13 protein-coding genes are annotated in these 18,371 nt (G+C 42.9%); 7 read left to right on the top strand and 6 right to left on the bottom strand.

The window, feature by feature from the left end:
* The first annotated feature begins 22 nt into the window (after nucleotides 1-22).
* The 7 genes from G399_RS0118935 (at nucleotide 23) to G399_RS0118905 (ending at nucleotide 11,276) form a co-directional block, all read left to right on the top strand.
* Complete coding sequence (locus G399_RS0118935) at nucleotides 23-1,894, top strand: sigma 54-interacting transcriptional regulator (protein WP_006015738.1); 1,872 nt, start codon at nucleotides 23-25, stop codon at nucleotides 1,892-1,894.
* Nucleotides 1,887-4,457 (top strand): TonB-dependent receptor, encoded by a 2,571-nt coding sequence (locus tag G399_RS0118930; protein ID WP_026843892.1) that lies wholly within the window; start codon nucleotides 1,887-1,889, stop codon nucleotides 4,455-4,457. The genes G399_RS0118935 and G399_RS0118930 overlap by 8 nt, the downstream gene beginning before the upstream one ends.
* Nucleotides 4,458-4,537: 80 nt before the next feature.
* Entirely contained in the window at nucleotides 4,538-5,752 is a 1,215-nt protein-coding gene (locus tag G399_RS0118925) for a CaiB/BaiF CoA transferase family protein (RefSeq protein ID WP_006015741.1), read from the top strand.
* A complete protein-coding gene (locus G399_RS0118920; protein WP_006015742.1) occupies nucleotides 5,745-6,650 on the top strand; it encodes a hydroxymethylglutaryl-CoA lyase in 906 nt (301 codons plus the stop codon). The genes G399_RS0118925 and G399_RS0118920 overlap by 8 nt, the downstream gene beginning before the upstream one ends.
* A 69-nt stretch (nucleotides 6,651-6,719) precedes the next feature.
* On the top strand, nucleotides 6,720-8,795 hold the full coding sequence (locus G399_RS0118915) for a hydantoinase/oxoprolinase family protein (RefSeq protein WP_006015743.1): 2,076 nt from the start codon (nucleotides 6,720-6,722) through the stop codon (nucleotides 8,793-8,795).
* A 12-nt stretch (nucleotides 8,796-8,807) separates the two neighbouring features.
* Complete coding sequence (locus tag G399_RS0118910; RefSeq protein WP_006015744.1) at nucleotides 8,808-10,658, top strand: hydantoinase B/oxoprolinase family protein; 1,851 nt, start codon at nucleotides 8,808-8,810, stop codon at nucleotides 10,656-10,658.
* Nucleotides 10,659-11,276 (top strand): isochorismatase family protein, encoded by a 618-nt coding sequence (locus G399_RS0118905; protein ID WP_006015745.1) that lies wholly within the window; start codon nucleotides 10,659-10,661, stop codon nucleotides 11,274-11,276. It abuts the gene before it with no gap.
* Nucleotides 11,277-11,314: 38 nt separating this feature from the next.
* Here the strand turns inward: G399_RS0118905 and G399_RS0118900 are convergent, their stop codons facing one another.
* The 6 genes from G399_RS0118900 to G399_RS21090 all read right to left on the bottom strand — a co-directional run bounded on the left by G399_RS0118900 (nucleotide 11,315) and on the right by G399_RS21090 (nucleotide 18,366).
* Nucleotides 11,315-12,064, bottom strand: a complete 750-nt coding sequence (locus G399_RS0118900; RefSeq protein WP_006015747.1) for a class I SAM-dependent methyltransferase — start codon at nucleotides 12,062-12,064, stop codon at nucleotides 11,315-11,317.
* 97 nt (nucleotides 12,065-12,161) lie between these two features.
* Nucleotides 12,162-13,073 carry an SDR family NAD(P)-dependent oxidoreductase gene (locus G399_RS0118895; RefSeq protein WP_006015749.1) on the bottom strand — a complete coding sequence of 304 codons (912 nt, stop codon included), beginning with the start codon at nucleotides 13,071-13,073 and terminating at the stop codon, nucleotides 12,162-12,164.
* A gap of 167 nt (nucleotides 13,074-13,240) precedes the next feature.
* Nucleotides 13,241-14,467 (bottom strand): threonine/serine exporter family protein, encoded by a 1,227-nt coding sequence (locus G399_RS0118890; protein ID WP_026843891.1) that lies wholly within the window; start codon nucleotides 14,465-14,467, stop codon nucleotides 13,241-13,243.
* A 159-nt stretch (nucleotides 14,468-14,626) separates the two neighbouring features.
* Nucleotides 14,627-16,072, bottom strand: coding sequence for a flavin-containing monooxygenase (locus tag G399_RS0118885; RefSeq protein WP_006015753.1), 1,446 nt, complete (start codon nucleotides 16,070-16,072; stop codon nucleotides 14,627-14,629).
* A gap of 178 nt (nucleotides 16,073-16,250) precedes the next feature.
* Nucleotides 16,251-17,957, bottom strand: coding sequence for an alkaline phosphatase D family protein (locus G399_RS0118880; RefSeq protein WP_006015755.1), 1,707 nt, complete (start codon nucleotides 17,955-17,957; stop codon nucleotides 16,251-16,253).
* A gap of 103 nt (nucleotides 17,958-18,060) precedes the next feature.
* Nucleotides 18,061-18,366 (bottom strand): zinc ribbon domain-containing protein, encoded by a 306-nt coding sequence (locus G399_RS21090; protein ID WP_280512683.1) that lies wholly within the window; start codon nucleotides 18,364-18,366, stop codon nucleotides 18,061-18,063.
* Nucleotides 18,367-18,371: the final 5 nt, after the last annotated feature.

The raw sequence follows: 18,371 nt of genomic DNA, 5'->3' as shown, positions 1-18,371 counted from the left end.
TTAATAAGGTTTTAGTCCAGCAATGTATCAAACTAGTAAAGTACGTATTTTAATATTCGGACATAAAGAATTTAGTCAGCTATTAAGTAGTGTATTGACTGGTATGGACGAACATGCTGAATGTCGAATAATAGACGCTATTGTGGGTACTATTGACGAAGCTAACAAACACGTAAGTTTGTTTAGTCCTGATGTGGTTATAAGCGCAGGAAGTAATGCGGCTTATTTAAAAACTGCACTGAATGTTCCCGTATTATCGATTCCTGTTACCGAATCTGACATTATTTGTGCAATTTTAAAAGCGTCAACTGTTAACAAGGACGTGCATGTTATCACCTTTGATGACTACAGCAGCCTTGTTGAGCTACTTAATCAAAACACCTCTATTAATATAAAACACAGCAAATATGAAACAGCGCAAGAAGCTAAGCAAATTTATCAACTATCAAAACTATCTTCCAATAACGTCGTGGTCGGTGCTAGTTTAGTTTGTGGATTGGCTTCTCAAAACAATATAAAATCGTTTTTAATATATTCAAAGGAATCATGCAAAGCCATCTTAAAAGAAGCTATTGAGATCGGTAGTAAGCAAAAAGAACAAGTTCACTCAAAAGCAATACATCGTTGGCTTAATGAAGACTCAAAAACTCCAATATTAGTCGTAGACAACTACACCAACATGCTAACCTCAAATGCAGCTGCAAAAGATGAATTCACCATTGACTCTGTCAATAAACAACAAATCCTAGATCTACTTCAAAGTAGTCAATTCACCGATATTTCGGATGGTAAATGTAGATTAAATCAAACTGATTGGTGGTTTCATAAAGACACTATTGAAATGGCTAATCACAAGTTTGATATCTATCAGTTTTACGCCCAGACACCTAATATTCCTTCCACTCCAAAGCAATTCAAACCAGCACAACCTTTAGTTTACCAATCTAAAATCATGAGTGATTTAATCGAGCGAACCGATTTATATGCTCATTCTCCCAGCCATGTTTTGATCATCGGCGAATCAGGCACTGGTAAAGAAATGATTGCAAAGCGCATTCATCAAAAGAGTCAATTTTCGGATGGTCAATTCGTTGCAATTAATTGTGCTGCTATGCCTAGTGAATTATTCGAAGGTGAACTATTTGGTTATGTAGAAGGTTCATTTACAGGGTCAAAACGCGGTGGTAAGCATGGCCTCCTCTATGAGGCCGAAAATGGCGTATTATTTTTAGATGAAGTAGGCGAACTAAGCCTTCCTCAACAGGCCAAATTGTTGCGTGTAATTCAAGAGAAATCGTATCGTCCAATTGGTTCTCATAAGGAATTTAAAGTAAATCTAAAAATCATTGCCGCGACCAATAAACCACTTGCGGAACAAGTTAAAAGTGGATTATTTAGGGACGACTTATATTATCGGCTCAATGTATTAAGTATTAACGTTCCTTCACTTAAGGAGCGCAAAGAAGATATTGCAAACATCACTAAATCAAAATTAAGTGCACTTAACTTCGGCGAACTAACAATAGAAACGCTAGACAGCATTGCCTTCCATTTAAACGGTATTTTTGAAGCCTATAATTGGCCTGGTAATGTCAGAGAGCTCGAAAATATTGTAGAGCGCTTGCTAGTTTATTGCTCTGTTCATCCACAAATAGATAGTAAAAAAGTAACTCAATTATTGCACGAACTAGCGCCTGAATTGTTTGTTAACCCAGAGGCTGGGGATAAAGGCGCGCTTGCTAAAAATGAACATCAATTAGTTATACAGGCAATGGATAAATTTAACGGGAACAAAGAACTCGTCGCGCAGTTCCTTGGAATAAGTCAAACCACTTTATGGCGACGATTAAAACTCACTCATGAAAATAAAAAAAGGGGACAACAAAATGCGTAGATTTACCCAAAGCAAAATTGGAAGCGCCGTAGCTTTATCCATGTTAGCTGGTTCATGTGCGGTCGCAAGCAGCGCGCTTGCACAAGAATCACAAGCTTCAGAAAGAGAAGACAGCATAGAGATTATTAGTATTTCACGCAAACGCCCCGAAAGCCTTCAAGATGTTCCGATCGCAGTCAGTGCTCTGTCCGCTAGAGATATTGAAACTGCCGGTATTGAACGCCCAGGTGATTTCATTTCACTCGTGCCGAATGTCAATATTGTTGACACGGCCAACGTGGGAGATACCCAAGTGAATATTCGCGGTATTGTCTCTACTCGCGATGCTGAATCTACCTTTGCTTACGTCGTCGATGGCGTTTTAATGACCAATCCAAATGGATTCAATGAAGAGCTCCTCGATATAGCACAAATTGAAATACTCAAAGGTCCTCAAGGCGCGCTCTATGGGCGCAACGCTGTTGCAGGTGCTATTTTGGTAACCACAACACTACCGAGTGAAGAATTTGAAGGTAAAGTTAAAGTGGGTACTGGTAATGCCGGTATCCAGCGCATTAATGGCATTATGAGTGGCGCGCTTAATGACAGTATGCGCGGTAGATTGACCGCAAGCTACAACAGTATGGACGGACATTACACGAATGTGCTCACAGGCCAAGATGATGTTGTCGATTTCTTAGAAGACACGACGATTAAAGGTCGATTGATGTGGGATGTGTCAGATCAACTCACTTTAGATATTCGTGCAGGCATGTCCAAAGTCGAAGGTGGCGCTATCAACTTTAATGCCGTGTTCGCATTGCCCTCTTTTGTAAATGCTTTTAATCAACCTGCTTACAATGCAGATGTAAATGATCACGATTTTATATTTGCTTTTAACGTCCCTGGCGAAAACAAACAAGACAGTACCGAGTTTTCGGTTAAAGCTGATTGGGATTTAGATGGCTATGATATTACTGGTGTGCTCGCTTATAACGATTTAGAAGAATACTTATTATCTGACGGCACAAGTGCGTCCTTTTATGGATATGAGTTAACGCCACAATGCCAAACTGATCGTGCAACGTTGAACAATACACCCGCAGCTTTAGGTGGTGCGAACCGGTCCGATTTATTCGGTGATTTTTTTGCTCCATTTGGCGTATTTCCTCCTGGCGTAGAATTCACCGGTGTTTACGGTCCATATACGCCAACTTCTTGTGACGGTTTTCAGTATCAAGAGCGCAGCCAAAGGGATTTCAGCGGAGAATTGAGAGTCACATCTGATGATGATGACGCCGATATACGTTGGATAGCGGGTGTCTACTTCGCCGAAATTGAACGTGATGTTGTGGTTGCCTACGGTGCAGATCAGGGTCAAGGCTTCCTCCGCCAAGCATATGTTCCACCAACGGGGCCAAACCCAACCGATTTGCTGTTTGACGATACCTTTGATACCTCGGTTATTTCTGCCTTTGGTCAAATTGAATATGACGTCTCAGATAAAATGGAATTAGCTGTCGCTTTGCGTTATGACAATGAAGAGAGAACAGTATCCAATAACGTTCCAAACGTGTCATCTTCAGGACTTAACATAAATACGATAGGACCAATAAACCCAGCGTTTAACGCGAATCCAAATGGGATCCCGGACAGAAGCAGATCGTTTTCGCATTTTCAACCTAAAGTAACTCTGAGCTACGAACTAACAGACAATGTTAATTCTTACGCGAGTTATGGGGTTGGTTTCAGGAGTGGCGGATTTAACTCTATAGGCACTCAAGCAACTCTCGATTTTTGGTTTAATAGTTCGGGTACCGGCACACCCGGCGATGCAGTGGACGCTAAATTGTTAGTCACCGATGATTATGCAAAAGAGGTAACTACCAATATTGAATTCGGGCTGAAGTCTAAGTTGATGGATGGCAAAGTCCGACTTAACGGTGCTATATTTAAAACCACGGTTGAAGATAATCAATTCTTTGAATTTTTTGCTGGCCCATTTGGATTATTGAGAGCGGTCACCACAATCGACGAACTCGCAATTCAAGGCTTTGAGCTGGATTTTACAGCTGAGATTACAGATACGTTTAAAGTATTTGGTGGTGTCGGTCTACTTGATTCAGAGATAAAGGAAAACCGGAATCGTCCTCTGTCTGTTGGTAACAAAGCGCCACAATCCCCTGAAACTACCTACACCTTAGGTTTCAGTTATGAGCAACCTGTCAGTGAAGATTATTGGTTAACTACACGAGTTGATTATCAATACACCGGAGAGACGTTTTTCCACACACTTCAAGGCGAACAAACGCCCACTATTTGGGACTTTTTTGGAACACTTGGCGGAGGCGTTCCACCGGGCCCACATCCACAAAACTTTGATAATGCGGCACGTGATGCATTTTATACATTAAATGCACGCATTGCGCTTGAAGCTGAAACTTGGACGCTCGCAATTTATGGAAAAAACATTACTGATGAGCAATATCTACAAGAAGTCATTCCTGCGCCTGAATTCGGTGGTTCTTTTCTTCATCCTTCTGCCCGTGCAGAATACGGCGTTGAATTTACTTATAACTTCTAAGGTATAATTGGATCGGGCTTGTACTGTGGCTAATCACCTCAAGTCTCGCATCCAAAGTAATGTTTGAATTGGAGAAAATAATGAACAAACCACTTGCTGGTTTACGTGTTATTGATTTAACGCATATGTTGTCTGGCCCTTACTGCGCGATGATACTTGCAGATTTAGGTGCAGAAACAATAAAGGTTGAACCTTTACAGGGCGAAGGCACACGTAAATTATTAGCAACCGACCCCAAAAATTCTCTCGACGGCATGGGGGCGTATTATCTAACACTAAATCGCAACAAACAAAGCATCTGTATAGATTTAAAAAGCGAGGCAGGCAAACAAGTTTTTTATGAATTAGTTAAAGAGTCGGATGTTGTTGTTAATAATTTTGGCGCGGGTGTACCAGAGCGTCTTGGTATTGACTATAAAACCTTGAGTAAGATTAATCCTAAAATTATCACCTGCAGTATCACTGGCTTTGGCAGTAATGGTCCAAAATACAAAAGGCCCGCTTTCGACCAAGTAGCGCAGGCGACTGGTGGTGGCATGTCAATCACCGGAACAGATAAAAACCATCCTGTACGCGCGGGCATTCCAATTGGTGACCTTGGCGGTGGAATGTTCGCCGTCATGGGCATTCAATCAGCCATAATAGAGCGTGCAACTAGTGGCAAAGGGCAAGATGTAGATATTTCTATGCTGGATTGCCAAGTTTCAATGCTGAATTACATGGCGACCATGCACTTTTTATCTGGTGACGACCCCTACCCTATTGGTAATTCTCACTTTGTTCACGTTCCGTACAACACGTACCCCACGTCAGACGGCTTTATTGTTATTGCGATTATTACAGATAATTTCTGGAAAAACTTAAATGAAGTAGTTAAGTGCCCTGAGTTTGACGACAGCAAATACGACGGACAGCCCGGCAGATGGGCGGCAAAAGACTTTATTGATGACCAGTTAAATGCCGTATTAGGTCAAAATACAACAGCCTATTGGATCGCGCAATTAGAAGCCAGGCGAATTCCTTGTGCTCCCGTAAACAGCTTATCTGAGACCTTAAATGATGAACAAGTGCTGCATCGGAATATGGTTGTAGATTTAAAACATCCCAACGGTAGTTCGACCAAAGGACCCGGTAACCCCATAAAGTTTTCGCGCACCAATGAGGAGACTTTTGAAGCAGCACCTACTTTAGGTCAAGATACACAGACCGTATTATCCGAATTACTGCAAATGTCTCAAGAGCGGATCGACATGCTAGTATCTGAAGGTGCCGTTAGGGGAAGTAACCATGATTAAGGATGTTTTCATTAATGATGTAGGGCCCCGTGACGGTTTACAGAATCAAGCGAAAATATTAACGCCGCAACAACGACTGCAACTAATTGAATTACTAACCGATGCCGGGCTAGATGGCATCGAAGTAGGTGCATTTGTATCACCTAAAGCGGTCCCTGCTATGGCTGGTACAGATGATATATGTCAACAGCTTGCCACTACGACGTGTCATTACTCAACCTTAATCCCAAATATGAAGGGATTTGAATTAGCTGAACAAAACAAGCTCAAGTTAGCTTCATTAGTTATTGCGACATCGAATACGATGAATGAAAAAAACATTCGTATGGATAACGCACAAACTCTGAACATGATTAAAGACGTCATACACGTTTCAAAAAATACTAAAGTTGAAGTGCAAGTATATTTGGCTACCGCTTGGGCATGTCCATTTGAGGGGGTTATTGCGCCACAGCAAGTTATAGATATGGCTGGCAGCTTGTTGGAATTAGGCGCGTCTCGTTTAGTTATCGCAGATACGATTGGCGCAGGAGACCCATTACGAGTCAATACGCTTATGAACCAATTGGTAAAACACTTCGGTTCAGATGTTTTTTCCTGTCACTTTCATGATACTCGAGCAATGGGCTTAGCTAATTTATACGCCGCTCTGGAAGCGGGTATTCGACGTTTTGACGCCTCTATTGCGGGACTAGGCGGATGTCCGTTTGCTCCAGGAGCTAGTGGTAATGTAGCAACCGAAGATGTGGTTATGATGTGCGAACAAATGGGCTACAAAACGGGCATTGACATGCTGGCATTATTGGATGCGTCAGACCTGGCTGTTGAATTAACGCAGACCGCCCGTGGGGGGAACGCCAAAACATGGTTACGCAAACAATATCCTAAGAGTAATTAAATCAATTACTGCGACTACCTTACACGACTATTTTTAGTTAATACAAATATATAAAAGAAGGAAAAGGTTATGAGTTATCGATTAGGCGTTGATGTTGGAGGCACTTTTACCGACCTTTTGTTGATCAACGAAAGCAACGGTGAAACTCACACAGCGAAGGTTCCCTCGACACCAGACGATTCGTCAATTGGGGTATTAAACGGTATTGCGCGAATATGCGAAGAGTCCGGCATAGATCCAAAAAAGATCAATCGAGTCATGCATGGAACGACGGTTGCCACAAACGCTGTACTTACGGGTAAAGGGGCTAAAGTTGGCCTAGTGACCACAAAAGGCTACAAGCATGTGCTGCAAGTCGCACGCTCTTTTTGCCCTGGAGGCTTGGGCGGCTGGGTGAGTTATGTAAAAAAACCGTTACTAGCCCCGCTCGAATTGACCATAGAAGCGAATGAGCGCATGGGGGCCGACGGAAAGACAGTTAAGACTTTGGACGAGCAAGCATTTCGAAATGATTTAATTAAGCTTAAAGCGAAGGGTGAAGTCGAAGCACTCACTATTTGCTTCATCAATGCTTATGTTAACGGCGAACATGAAAAACAAGCTAAAGCCGTTGCTGCAGAAATCTTTACCGATATTCCAATTAGTATCTCTAGTGACATCGTACCTGAAATGCAAGAGTATGAGCGCACAGAAACTACCGTTGTAAATTCATATGTTCGTCCACAAGTTGCGCGCTACGTTGAGAACCTTCAAGCGTCTTTGCATAAAACCATGGGCCAAGATCTGCACTTATCGATTTTACGTTCAGACGGCGGTTTAGCCTCAGCTAATGCTGCAGCCGACAATCCGGTTAACTTATTAATGAGCGGACCTGCCGGCGGTGTATCAGGAGCGATACATTTTGCATCTGCGGCAGGATATGACAATGTTCTAACATTTGATATGGGCGGAACATCAACCGACGTTGCCCTGATACAAAATGCTAAGGCACGCATCCGACGGGAAACCAGGGTTGGCGACGTTACTGTGCGAGCACCTTCGGTCGATGTTAGAACCGTTGGCGCCGGCGGCGGGTCATTGGCCTTCGTTCCTGAGTTAACTAAAGCACTGCGAGTAGGTCCTGAATCAGCAGGTGCTCAGCCAGGACCCGCGGCCTATATGAAAGGCGGTGTGGAACCAACGGTATGCGATGCTAACGTGGTTTTAGGTTACTTACCTTCGGACGTTCAGCTCGGTGGTAAAATGGCAATTGATAAAGCAGCAGCCGTTGCAGCAGTCAAAAAAGTAGCAGATGCGATGGGCCTTTCTGTAGAAGAAGCGGCTGAAGGTATCGTGCGTATTGCTAATGAAGCCATGTTTGGTGCATTGCGACTAGTGTCTGTTGAGCAGGGCTTTGACCCCCGAGATTTTGCCCTCGTTGGTTTTGGTGGAGCAGGTCCTTTACATGCAAATGCATTGGGAATTTTGACTGGTTCGTGGCCTACCATTATACCGCCAGGACCCGGCGTATTATGTGCCTATGGCGATGCGACCACTGTAGTTAAAGATGAAGCATCCAAAACTTATGTCACCTTAATCAAGAATACAAATCAAGCCTCACTAGCAAAGCTATTTCATGAGTTAACAGAGAAAGCCTCCTCAACTCTTATTGCGGATGGGATCAGTGAATATGAGTTAGAAGTTACCTTACAAGCTGATGTGCGTTATACCGGCCAAGCATTTCAACTATCTATTGAAATATCCCAAGCCGACTTTGAAGCCCAAGGTCTTGATTTGTTAATTAGTCGCTTTGACGAACAACATACTCAACTATTTACCTTTGCCCTCGATGAAGGTCACGAGATTGTCATGGTTCGTGCAATTGTATCTGCAGCTTCCACTGCTCTGCCTTTGAGCAAGCAAATAACTGGAAATACTACATTGCTCGAATGCAAAATTGCCGACACCAAAATTTATCATGCAGGACAGTATCATCAAGCTGCCATTTATGAGCGCGCTAAAATGGTTGTAGGCTTAGTTATTCCTGGCCCCTGCATCGTAGGTGAGATGGATTCTACAACGGTTATTTTACCCGGATATGTTGCCACTGTAGATACCGTTGGCAACCTCTTAATTAATCCTGTTAACGCAAACAAAAATAAATAGTAGGAGATCAGAATGAACAAAATTATTGAAACAAACACAGCTCCTCTTAATCGCGTTGATACGGACACAGTAACCGTTGATATAATTGAAAACGCGCTAAAAAATGCGCGTGAAGAAATGGACGCGGTCTTATTTAGAACAGCAATGAGTCCAGGTATTCGTGAGCAAGGTGATTGCTTTCCGATGATTGCGAATAAAGATGGCAAAATGGTGGTAGGACAATTTGGTTCTTTCATCCATGGTTTTATGGATGCATTTTCAGGACAAGTGGAAGAAGGTGATGTGTTATTAACTAATGACCCGTACATGTGTAATGGTGCTGTATCGCATTTACCGGATTGGATTGTTATTGTTCCTATTTTCCGTGAGGGCAGGCATATCGCTTGGTCAGCGATGTTTGGTCACATGTCAGATAATGGAGGAATGGTCCCGGGCTCAATTCCAATTAAAGCTGAAACGATTTTCCAAGAAGGTATTCGTATTCCCCCAACAAAGCTTTACAAGAAGGGCGTATTACAGAAAGACCTACTGGAACTCATATTACACAACGTAAGAACACCACAGTGGAATCGGTTTGATTTAAACGCCTTAGTCGCTGCCTGCAATACAGCATCGAAGCGAGTTATCGAGATAGCAGATAGATTTGGTGATGACACTTTCTACTCAACAATGGAAGTCATGTTAGAACGAAATCACACTGCAATGTCTGCAATCATCAATATGTTAGTGCCTGAAGAGCCTCGCGTATTTGAAGATTACTTGTGCGACGATGGCGTGGGTAAAGGACCATACAAAATCCGCTGTAAAATGTGGCGTGAAGGACCCAAAGCAATATTTGACTTTGAAGGCACCGATCCACAAGCCAAAAGCTCAATTAATTTCTATTTAAATGAAGAAATGTTTAAGATGTTTTTTGGTTCTTTCACTATTAACTTAGTTGACCCACAAATACTCTTTAATGATGGTTTTTATGATTTGGTGGACGTGCGCATACCTCAAGGTAGCTTATTGAAACCAAATTACCCAGCGGCTCTCTCGGGAAGAACCCATGCCCTCGGCAGAATATTTGATGTCATGGGTGGTTTGCTCGGACAAGGCGCACCTGAAGCGATGAATGCGGCAGGATTTTCAGATTCACCGCATTTATTTTATTCAGGCTACGATGCTAAAGGCGAGTGGTTCCAACTCTTCCAAATTGGATTTGGTGGTATTCCGGGTCGCCCTGCTGGAGACGGTCCTGATGGCCATTCACTATGGCCGGGTTTTACTAATGTTCCTAACGAATTCATTGAAGCTTACTTCCCACTAAGAGTCGAGGCGTATGAAGCGATATTAGACTCAGGCGGCGCAGGCTTGCATCGTGGTGGCAATGGACTATCTGTCGGCTATCGTTTCTTAAACGACGGCCAAATAGCTATCCATGATGACCGCTGGTTAACATACCCTTGGGGAGTTAACGGTGGAGCTCCTGGTATGCGTTCAACCAAAATATTAATTCGAGCTGATGGGCGTGAGGAAACATTACCTGCAAAGTGTGAAGGTATTGAAGTTAAAAATGGTGATATTTTGTACTTTAATACTTGGGGTGGCGGTGGTTGGGGAGATCCATTAAAGCGCGAGCCTCAGTTGGTATTAGATGACATCAATCGTTCATTAGTTTCGGTTAAAGGCGCCGCAGCCTATGGGCTAGTTATCAACGACGATATGTCTATTGATCAAGCAGCAACATCCAGACTAAGAGCACAAATGGCGAGTAAGCGTGGTGATGTTCAATTGTTTGATTTTGGTGGTGATATTGCTGATATCAAAGCCCGCAGTATGGCCGAAACCAAACTTCCTGCACCCCAAGCACCTGAGTTCTAAATGAGCGTAACACTTATCGATAGTGATCTGCTTATTGGTGAATTACAGTTGGGCAAAAGCCCAGCTGTAATTGCTGTCGATTTTAGCAACGGCTTTGCTGATAAGAAAAGCCCTTTGGGAGGAGATTTTGAACCTCAACTAGAAGCAAATCTTAAGTTGATCGAGGCAGCGACTGCCAGTAACGTCCCTATTTTTTTTAGCACTGTTGTTTACGATAATGAGCAACAAGCCAGTGTATTTAGGCAGCGATTGCCTGCATTAAATATTTTGCAGAGAGGGTCTCATTGGGTCAATATACACGATAAGTTTAGCCCTTATGTCAACCGCGACAACATTATTGAAAAAAACTATCCAAGTGCTTTTTTTGCAACAACCTTGGCCAGCAAGTTGGCAACGCTCAACGTAGACTCACTTATTATCACCGGCTTAACTACCTCAGGTTGTGTGCGCGCGACATGCGTAGATGGTCTGCAACACAACTTCCTATGTGCAGTCATAACTGAAGCTTGTGGGGATAGAAATCAGTCTGCGCATGCAATGAGCCTGCATGATATGCATGCAAAATACGCTCAGGTTTTACCCTTAAGTCAAATTATGGAGTACTTTAAATCACTGTGATCTAACGACATTAACACCCAGCGTAAAAACACTATGGTTTAGCGGCGCTGTGGTTTAAAGGCCTTTACGCGTAGCCTAACGTAGTCGACATGCCATTGACCATTTACCAATAAATCGGGTTTCAGCAGATTAGTAATTTCGTCAATGATGTGTTTCTTATGTTTAGCATCTACATTTGTAAAAAATGCTTGGCCAAAGGCTTCTAGCCATTCACTTAAGTGCTCTGGTAGTGGTGTAAAACGATCAAATAAATCGATATATTCAAGCTCAAAACCCTGCTTTACCAGCAAGTCCGAGTAGGCCTCAGCCGTGGGGAAGTACCATGGATTTTGATACAAAATACCTTCACGTTCTAAACAGGTAGTCAGCGCATCCACTATTTTGCCTGCATTACCGAAGCCACCAAACTCTGCTACAAAACGGCCTTGTGGTTTTAATGATCGATAAATACCACTTATTACTGCTTTTGGTGTTGTCATCCAATGCAGGGCTGCATTCGAAAAAACACCATCAAATTGCTCATTAAAGTCTAAATCATTAGCATCTTTTACCAATGCATTAAGGCCCTTTGCCTTAGCCGCTAGGACCATTTCAGCACTTGCGTCTATGCCAAGCACATGTTGGCATAAAGGTTTGATTTTTTCGGTAAGACTGCCATCGCCACACCCTACATCTAGAATAGAGTCTGACAATTTTGGTGCAAGCAGATTTAGTAAAGGCTCACCAAGCTTAGCAACAAAATCAGCGACTTGATTATATTTAACCGGATCCCATTTTGTTTCTGACATAAAGCCCTTAAGCAAAAATTATGATGTTTAATACACGCGCAAACAAAGCGTCGATTAATATACTGTATTTACCATCTTAGTTATTATTAAAGTGCATTCACAAACTAACGATATCATCATCAATAAGATGTTTCACGAGCTCACTTTGCTGGGCATCATCAAAAGCCTTATCAATCATTACTGCTCTATATCCAGCCACTTCCTTGTAATTAGGGTGAGTAAATATATACATCTGACCCGAATTGAGAGCTTCAACAACCCGTTTTGCAAGTAGTTCTGGCGCGATACCAGACTCAACCAACGCGGCTGCTTGACCAAAATTCTTTTTGTACCGGTCTTTATCTGCTGGCGCAATTTCTTTGGATTTTGTGCTCGACTTATATTTATCTTGTTTATTACGCATTGACTCGTGAATGCGAGTTTTAACAAAGGCAGGACACAGTGCTGACACTTGAATATTATGTGATTTTAATTCCACGGCCCAACTTTCGGTCATCGACACAACGGCTGCTTTCGTAGCGGAGTATGAACTTGCATAAGGAACGCCCATCATACCCGCCATTGACGCTACATTTACAATCCAGCCACCTTCTCCATGGCGTTTTATTTCAGGTATTGCTGCTTGCGCTCCGTACACTACTCCCATCAAATTGACATCAATTACCCAGCGCCATATGTCATGATCCGCTTGTTCAATTTTACCCGGAACACCGCCAACACCGGCATTATTTACAAGCATATGTAGCATGCCAAAAGTGGCTATCGTTTGCTCAACACAGGCTTGCCACTGCGAAAAATCAGTGACATCTAATTTACACGCTAACACATTAATATTCAGAGACTCTAACTGCATTTTAGCACTCGCTAATGCAGCCTCGTCGATATCTGCAATCACAACATTCATTCCCAGCTCACCAAACTCTTTAGCGAGAGCAAACCCTATGCCACCGGCGGCTCCAGAAATAAGTGTTGTTTTACCAGAATACGTTAATGCATTATTTTGTGGCATAAGATGCTTCCCTTTTTTGCGAGCTAGTTACAAATCAAGATAGATTATTCGACGCTACAATATAGGCTGGCGTTGGTTTTAATCACAATTTATTTAGCTAATCGTATGGCCTTAGTTCTGTGAATAGTAGACAGTAAAAGAGTGTTTTATTTCGCCTTATGGCCCAACTAGAGGGCTTTTCTGGTTGGCATTACGACGTTCGCAAATATGAGTCCCGCAACCAACGACATAAATATCAGAAACACTTCGGGTCCAACATGCGCCGCTTGCACAAAGTCCTGACCCGAAATAAACGAATTCAAACCGATATAGGTTTTAGAACCCGGCACCAGCACAATTAAACCATGCATAGCGACAATGGTTGAGGGTTGGTTTGCTATTCTTCCAAAGGCATTAGCAAAAACACCCAGCGCAAATGCACCTAAGAATGTGCCAAAGGTTTGGTCTATATAATTAGAACTGTAAACCGTCACACCATAAGCTATAAAAGCCGACATTAATGCCCAATGTATGTGCTTAAGTCGTGTTCTAAAAATAGGTACTAGGGCAAAACACAACAAGCCAACAGCCAACCAAGTCGCCCAATATGGCAAGGATGCTGCTGGTTCAAACTGATTTTCCCCGAATAAACTAAAGCCAACACCCACGCCCAAGAATGCACCGAAGTAGAGCTTAAATAGTTGCATAATTGCGTCCATTATTCGTGCGGTCCCCGACACCAGATTTCTTGACGACAGCTCGGCTAATCCCATGGTCAGTGCTAAACCCGGTACTAATACGATTACCGCGGAAAGCACCATCAATGGAATGTTAATGCCGGGATCTAAATAGCGACTTATAGCGCACGCTAAAATACCGGCAGCGAATGAAGTTACGGGTTCTAGCATTAAATTTACGCGCTTCGATTTTTGTGCCCATAAAATCCACAAGTAAGAAACAAAACCGAGTAAGGCCGCCCAAAAAATCTCAGCTAAACTGGCGCCCATTAGCATTGAGAAAGAGCCTGTCGCTAAAGCGAATGCAAAACCAGTGATAATCTTACCGTATGGACTTGGCATTTCATTAATAGCGTCCAAACGGATATCAGCATCCGTTAAGGTTATTGCCCCGGACAATAATTCATTTGCCAGCTCATCGGTAAGCGACAGAGCATTCATGTCCAAATCGCCTGGTTGAAGTCGCGCGGCATGATTATATTCGTCTTCGTGTTTATCACTCCAGATCACGAAAGTAATAGAGGTTGGGGTTGCAATAAATGACGCGTAGACACCTAAATAGCTAGATACCTCTAGCAAGTATGCCTCTAATCGAAATGCTGGCGTTCCGTACTTGTGCAACATCTTGCCCAGCTTCAGAATGAAACGGCGGATTTGAATAAATTCTTGAGTGTTCAATGTATTGTTTCTCTGCCCTTAAAGGGACTTGTATTGGAGGTCGTTTACTTCACTATAAAAAAGTGCAGATTTGTTGGAGCGTTTTCTTATTTTTTGCATGCTCTAGTACCGTTGCATCAAGCGCCGGGTAGCCGGTTATTAGCTACATATATGGACGTCTCATTCAATATGGTGGTGTCCAAAAATGAATCTTTTGCACAAGCGCCTAAAAGTGAAACTGAAGCCCGGAAACATGGCGATTACCTTGCCTTGTTTATTTTGATACCAGCTTGAACAACCACCAGTCTTCCAAACCGTTTTTTCCATTTCACTATGCACCATTTCGGTATATTTGGTTTCGGCAATGTCGGTAGGTTCAATGGCTTTTACTTTACTCGACTGCAAAATATCGATGCATCGCATTACGTATTTCATCTGCGACTCGATAACAAAAATTGCACTCGTGTGACCAATACCCGTATTTGGGCCCGTGATCACAAAGAAATTAGGGAAATTGGGAACTGTTGTACCTAAATAAGCCCTTGGGTAATCCCGCCAATGCTCGTTGAGCCGTTTTCCTTGTCTGCCTGTAACATCGTATGAAACCATAGAATCGCTGGCGTTATAGCCAGTTGCAAACACAACAACGTCTACTTCCACGTCACCAGAACCAGCAAAAGATAAACCGTTTTCAGTAAACCCGATAAACGTATCATGCTGATCATGCAATTCACAATTTGCTCTTTGTAGTGCAGGATAATACATGTTCGAAAGAATAATGCGTTTACAGCCAATGGTAAAATCAGGCGTTAACTTTTTCCGTAAGGCTTTATCGCCAACTTGATTTTTTAAATGTTTTCGCGCTGGCCATTCAGCCAAAACCTTTAACAAAGTACGGCTATATTTAAACGCTAAAACACGCATTTCTAAGGTCCAGTAAATAAACCAACGAATGACAGTATATAAAGGTAGAAACGCTAATACGTTGCTAAGCCAACGCGGAAAAGCCCAATCCATTCTTGCGATCACCCAATGCGGGGTGCGTTGTATAACGTGCAGTGTTTCCACCTTATCGACGATCGCCGGTATAACCTGAACTGCACTTGCTCCACTGCCAATGACGGCAACCTTTTTATTTGTGATATCTATACTGTGCTGCCAATCATTGGTATGAAAACTGTTTCCTTTGAATTTATCAAAGCCGTTGAGTTCCGGCACGACAGGGGTACTCAAAGGACCTGTTGCATTAATAATAGCTTTGCAAGTTAGGATTTCGTCGTTTGCGAGCGTTACCTCCCAGTAACTATCACGCCATATAGCACCAACCACTTCAGTATTTAATCTGATGTGCTCGCAAAGGAGATACTTTGCAATAAGGTTTTGCGTGTAAGCTGCTAACTCACTTTGTTTAGCAAATAGATGCGACCAAGGATAAGGTTCGCCGGCTATACTGTATAACGGCGATTGCACATCGACAGCCGCGCCCGGGTAACTGTTTTGTAGCCAAGTTCCGCCGGCAAAACTGCGACGTTCAAGCATCACAAAATCGCTAATATCTCTTTTTAGTAGCGCTATTGCCGCTGAAATTGCACCAAATCCTGTTCCAACGATGACAACTGAATGCATGTAGTATTTCGCCGTTTTTTTTAAGGTTCATATTAGGATTGTTTACGATAGCACAAAAAAATTAGAGAACGACTCGATACTGCATTGCCAGTATGAGTCAGTAAAAATTGCACCTGTAAAGGAAACTTTACCAGCTTGCTCTTGGATAACTACGTTGGGTAGCGTGCGCGATAAATCACTAGCTGTAATCGACCTTATGTCTTGCTGCAACCTGATAGTTTGGTGACAATATTTGATCAATATAGATCCATTCAGCAGTCACTTTTTGAGAGGTAAGAGTAACCGTCATATATCCGCGTTGATGCAAATTGCAATACTGTAGATCATCAATTAACAACGGTAATTGTTGCGCCAACTTGCTTGAAATTTCATCCTCAGTTTTTAAATAATACTCCATTCCTGGCGATGAAACGCCAGGCGTCGCAAATTCTACTCCAACTGGTAAGCCATTTTTTGCGCTTAAAACTGAATGCCAAGCATTGTGGGTATCACCGGCAAGCACAATTAAAGATTTATTGCTTTGTTGGGCGGTGGCGTAAAGTTTTTCTCTCTCAGCAGGATAGCCGTCCCATGCATCAAGGTTATACGGCATTTTTGTGTTGAGTCTGTTTAGCTCTTGCTCAGAAACTTCTTGACCGTTTGCTACAGCCTGTTGGATATTAACAAGCTGTTCAATAGTACGCGGAATTTGGCTACGATCGTCACCGCCAAATACTTCAGTAGGTAACATCATTTTACTCATTAGCACCTGCTGTCCTAGCACTTGCCACTTCGCTGTAGACCCAGAAATGGCGGCACTTAACCAGTCAAATTGTTTTTTGCCTAATAATGTTCGCTGTGGTTTGTTAATGTCATGAATAAACTCTTTGCTATTAAAGGTGTTGGTTTCAGCGTCGCGATATTCTGAATATTCCAACTGCTTGTCTCGACCTATAATTCGAGTATCAAGCATGTACAAGCTCAGCAAATTACCAAATTCAAAATGGCGGTAAATTTCGGGGCTTTGATTGCCTTTGGGTGGTCGTATAGGTAACCATTCATAGTAAGCACTAATAGCGGCGAGACGCCGTTCGAAGAAATCACCCTCTCCTTCATTATGGTTTTGAGCGCCATCTTTATAAGTATCATTGGCCACTTCATGGTCATCCCATACTGCTATAAACGGCGTATTAGCGTGCAAATCTAATAAGCCTTTGTCAGTCCGATATAATGCGTAACGCTTGCGGTAATCAACAAGGCTTATTGTCTCTTGGTCGTTATCCGGCGCAATTGAGCGACCAATCTCTTCCGCTCTCTGGGTTGCATAGCCGCCCATTGCATACTCATAAATGTAGTCTCCTAAGTGTAAAACAGCATCTATTTGATTATCTTTTGCAGCCTCAGCGTAAGCATTAAAATAGCCAGCCGGAAAGTTTGAACATGAAAGCACAGCTAGTTTTATTGAATCAACGTCACCAATAGGTAGTGTTTTAGTGCGCCCGACTCTACTTATCTGGTCTGCTCCGGTAAACCGAAAATAATATTGTGTTGCTGCTTGTAAGTCTTGAACGTCTACTTTAATCGTATAGTCAATCAATTCGCTTGTGCTCGCTTGACCAACCCGAACAATATCTACAAATTCTTGATCAGTCGCCATTTCCCAAAGAACGTTAACAGTAGCAAACGTTTTTCCTTGTATCGCGTTGACTGAGGGTAAAGCGCGCGTCCATATAATGACTGCGTTTGCTATTGGGTCGCCGCTAGCCACGCCATGACTAAAGAGGACATCGCTGAGCGCCGATTTTTTTTGACTACCAGTGCAACCAGTCAGTGCAGTAGACACAGTAAGAGTGGCTGAAGCGATAACACAACCAGCTAGAAAAGAGCGTCGATTCATTGTATTCATTTTGGTCCCATGGGCATTTAAACGCAGTCAATATAAAAACTAAAAGTGATACTTATATTAACGTTTTATTATAATTAGATGACTGTTTGACATCCTCCCCGCCCTAAAGGGCGGGGATCCCTGCGGGTGAACGCAACTTCTGCGCCCTACCTTCGGTGGGTTCCTGCTTCACAGAGCGGCCTGACTGCGCCGACTCTCCACAGGCTAACAAGCGATATCCTCGCTCTAAAACATTGATCGCGCCGACCACATCGGCGTTATTTGCATAACCACAATCGACGCACAGGAACTGTGCTTGCGTGAGTCGATTGTCTTTACTGACATGCCCGCAGCACGGGCATGTTTGGCTAGTGTGGTGCGGCGGCACTGCAAGCAGCATACCACCGTTCCATGCCACCTTGTAGTCCAGCTGCC

This window comes from Brumicola pallidula DSM 14239 = ACAM 615, from assembly GCF_000428905.1.
Classification (GTDB): domain Bacteria; phylum Pseudomonadota; class Gammaproteobacteria; order Enterobacterales; family Alteromonadaceae; genus Glaciecola; species Glaciecola pallidula.
This window is presented reverse-complemented; position numbering and strand designations above follow the sequence as displayed.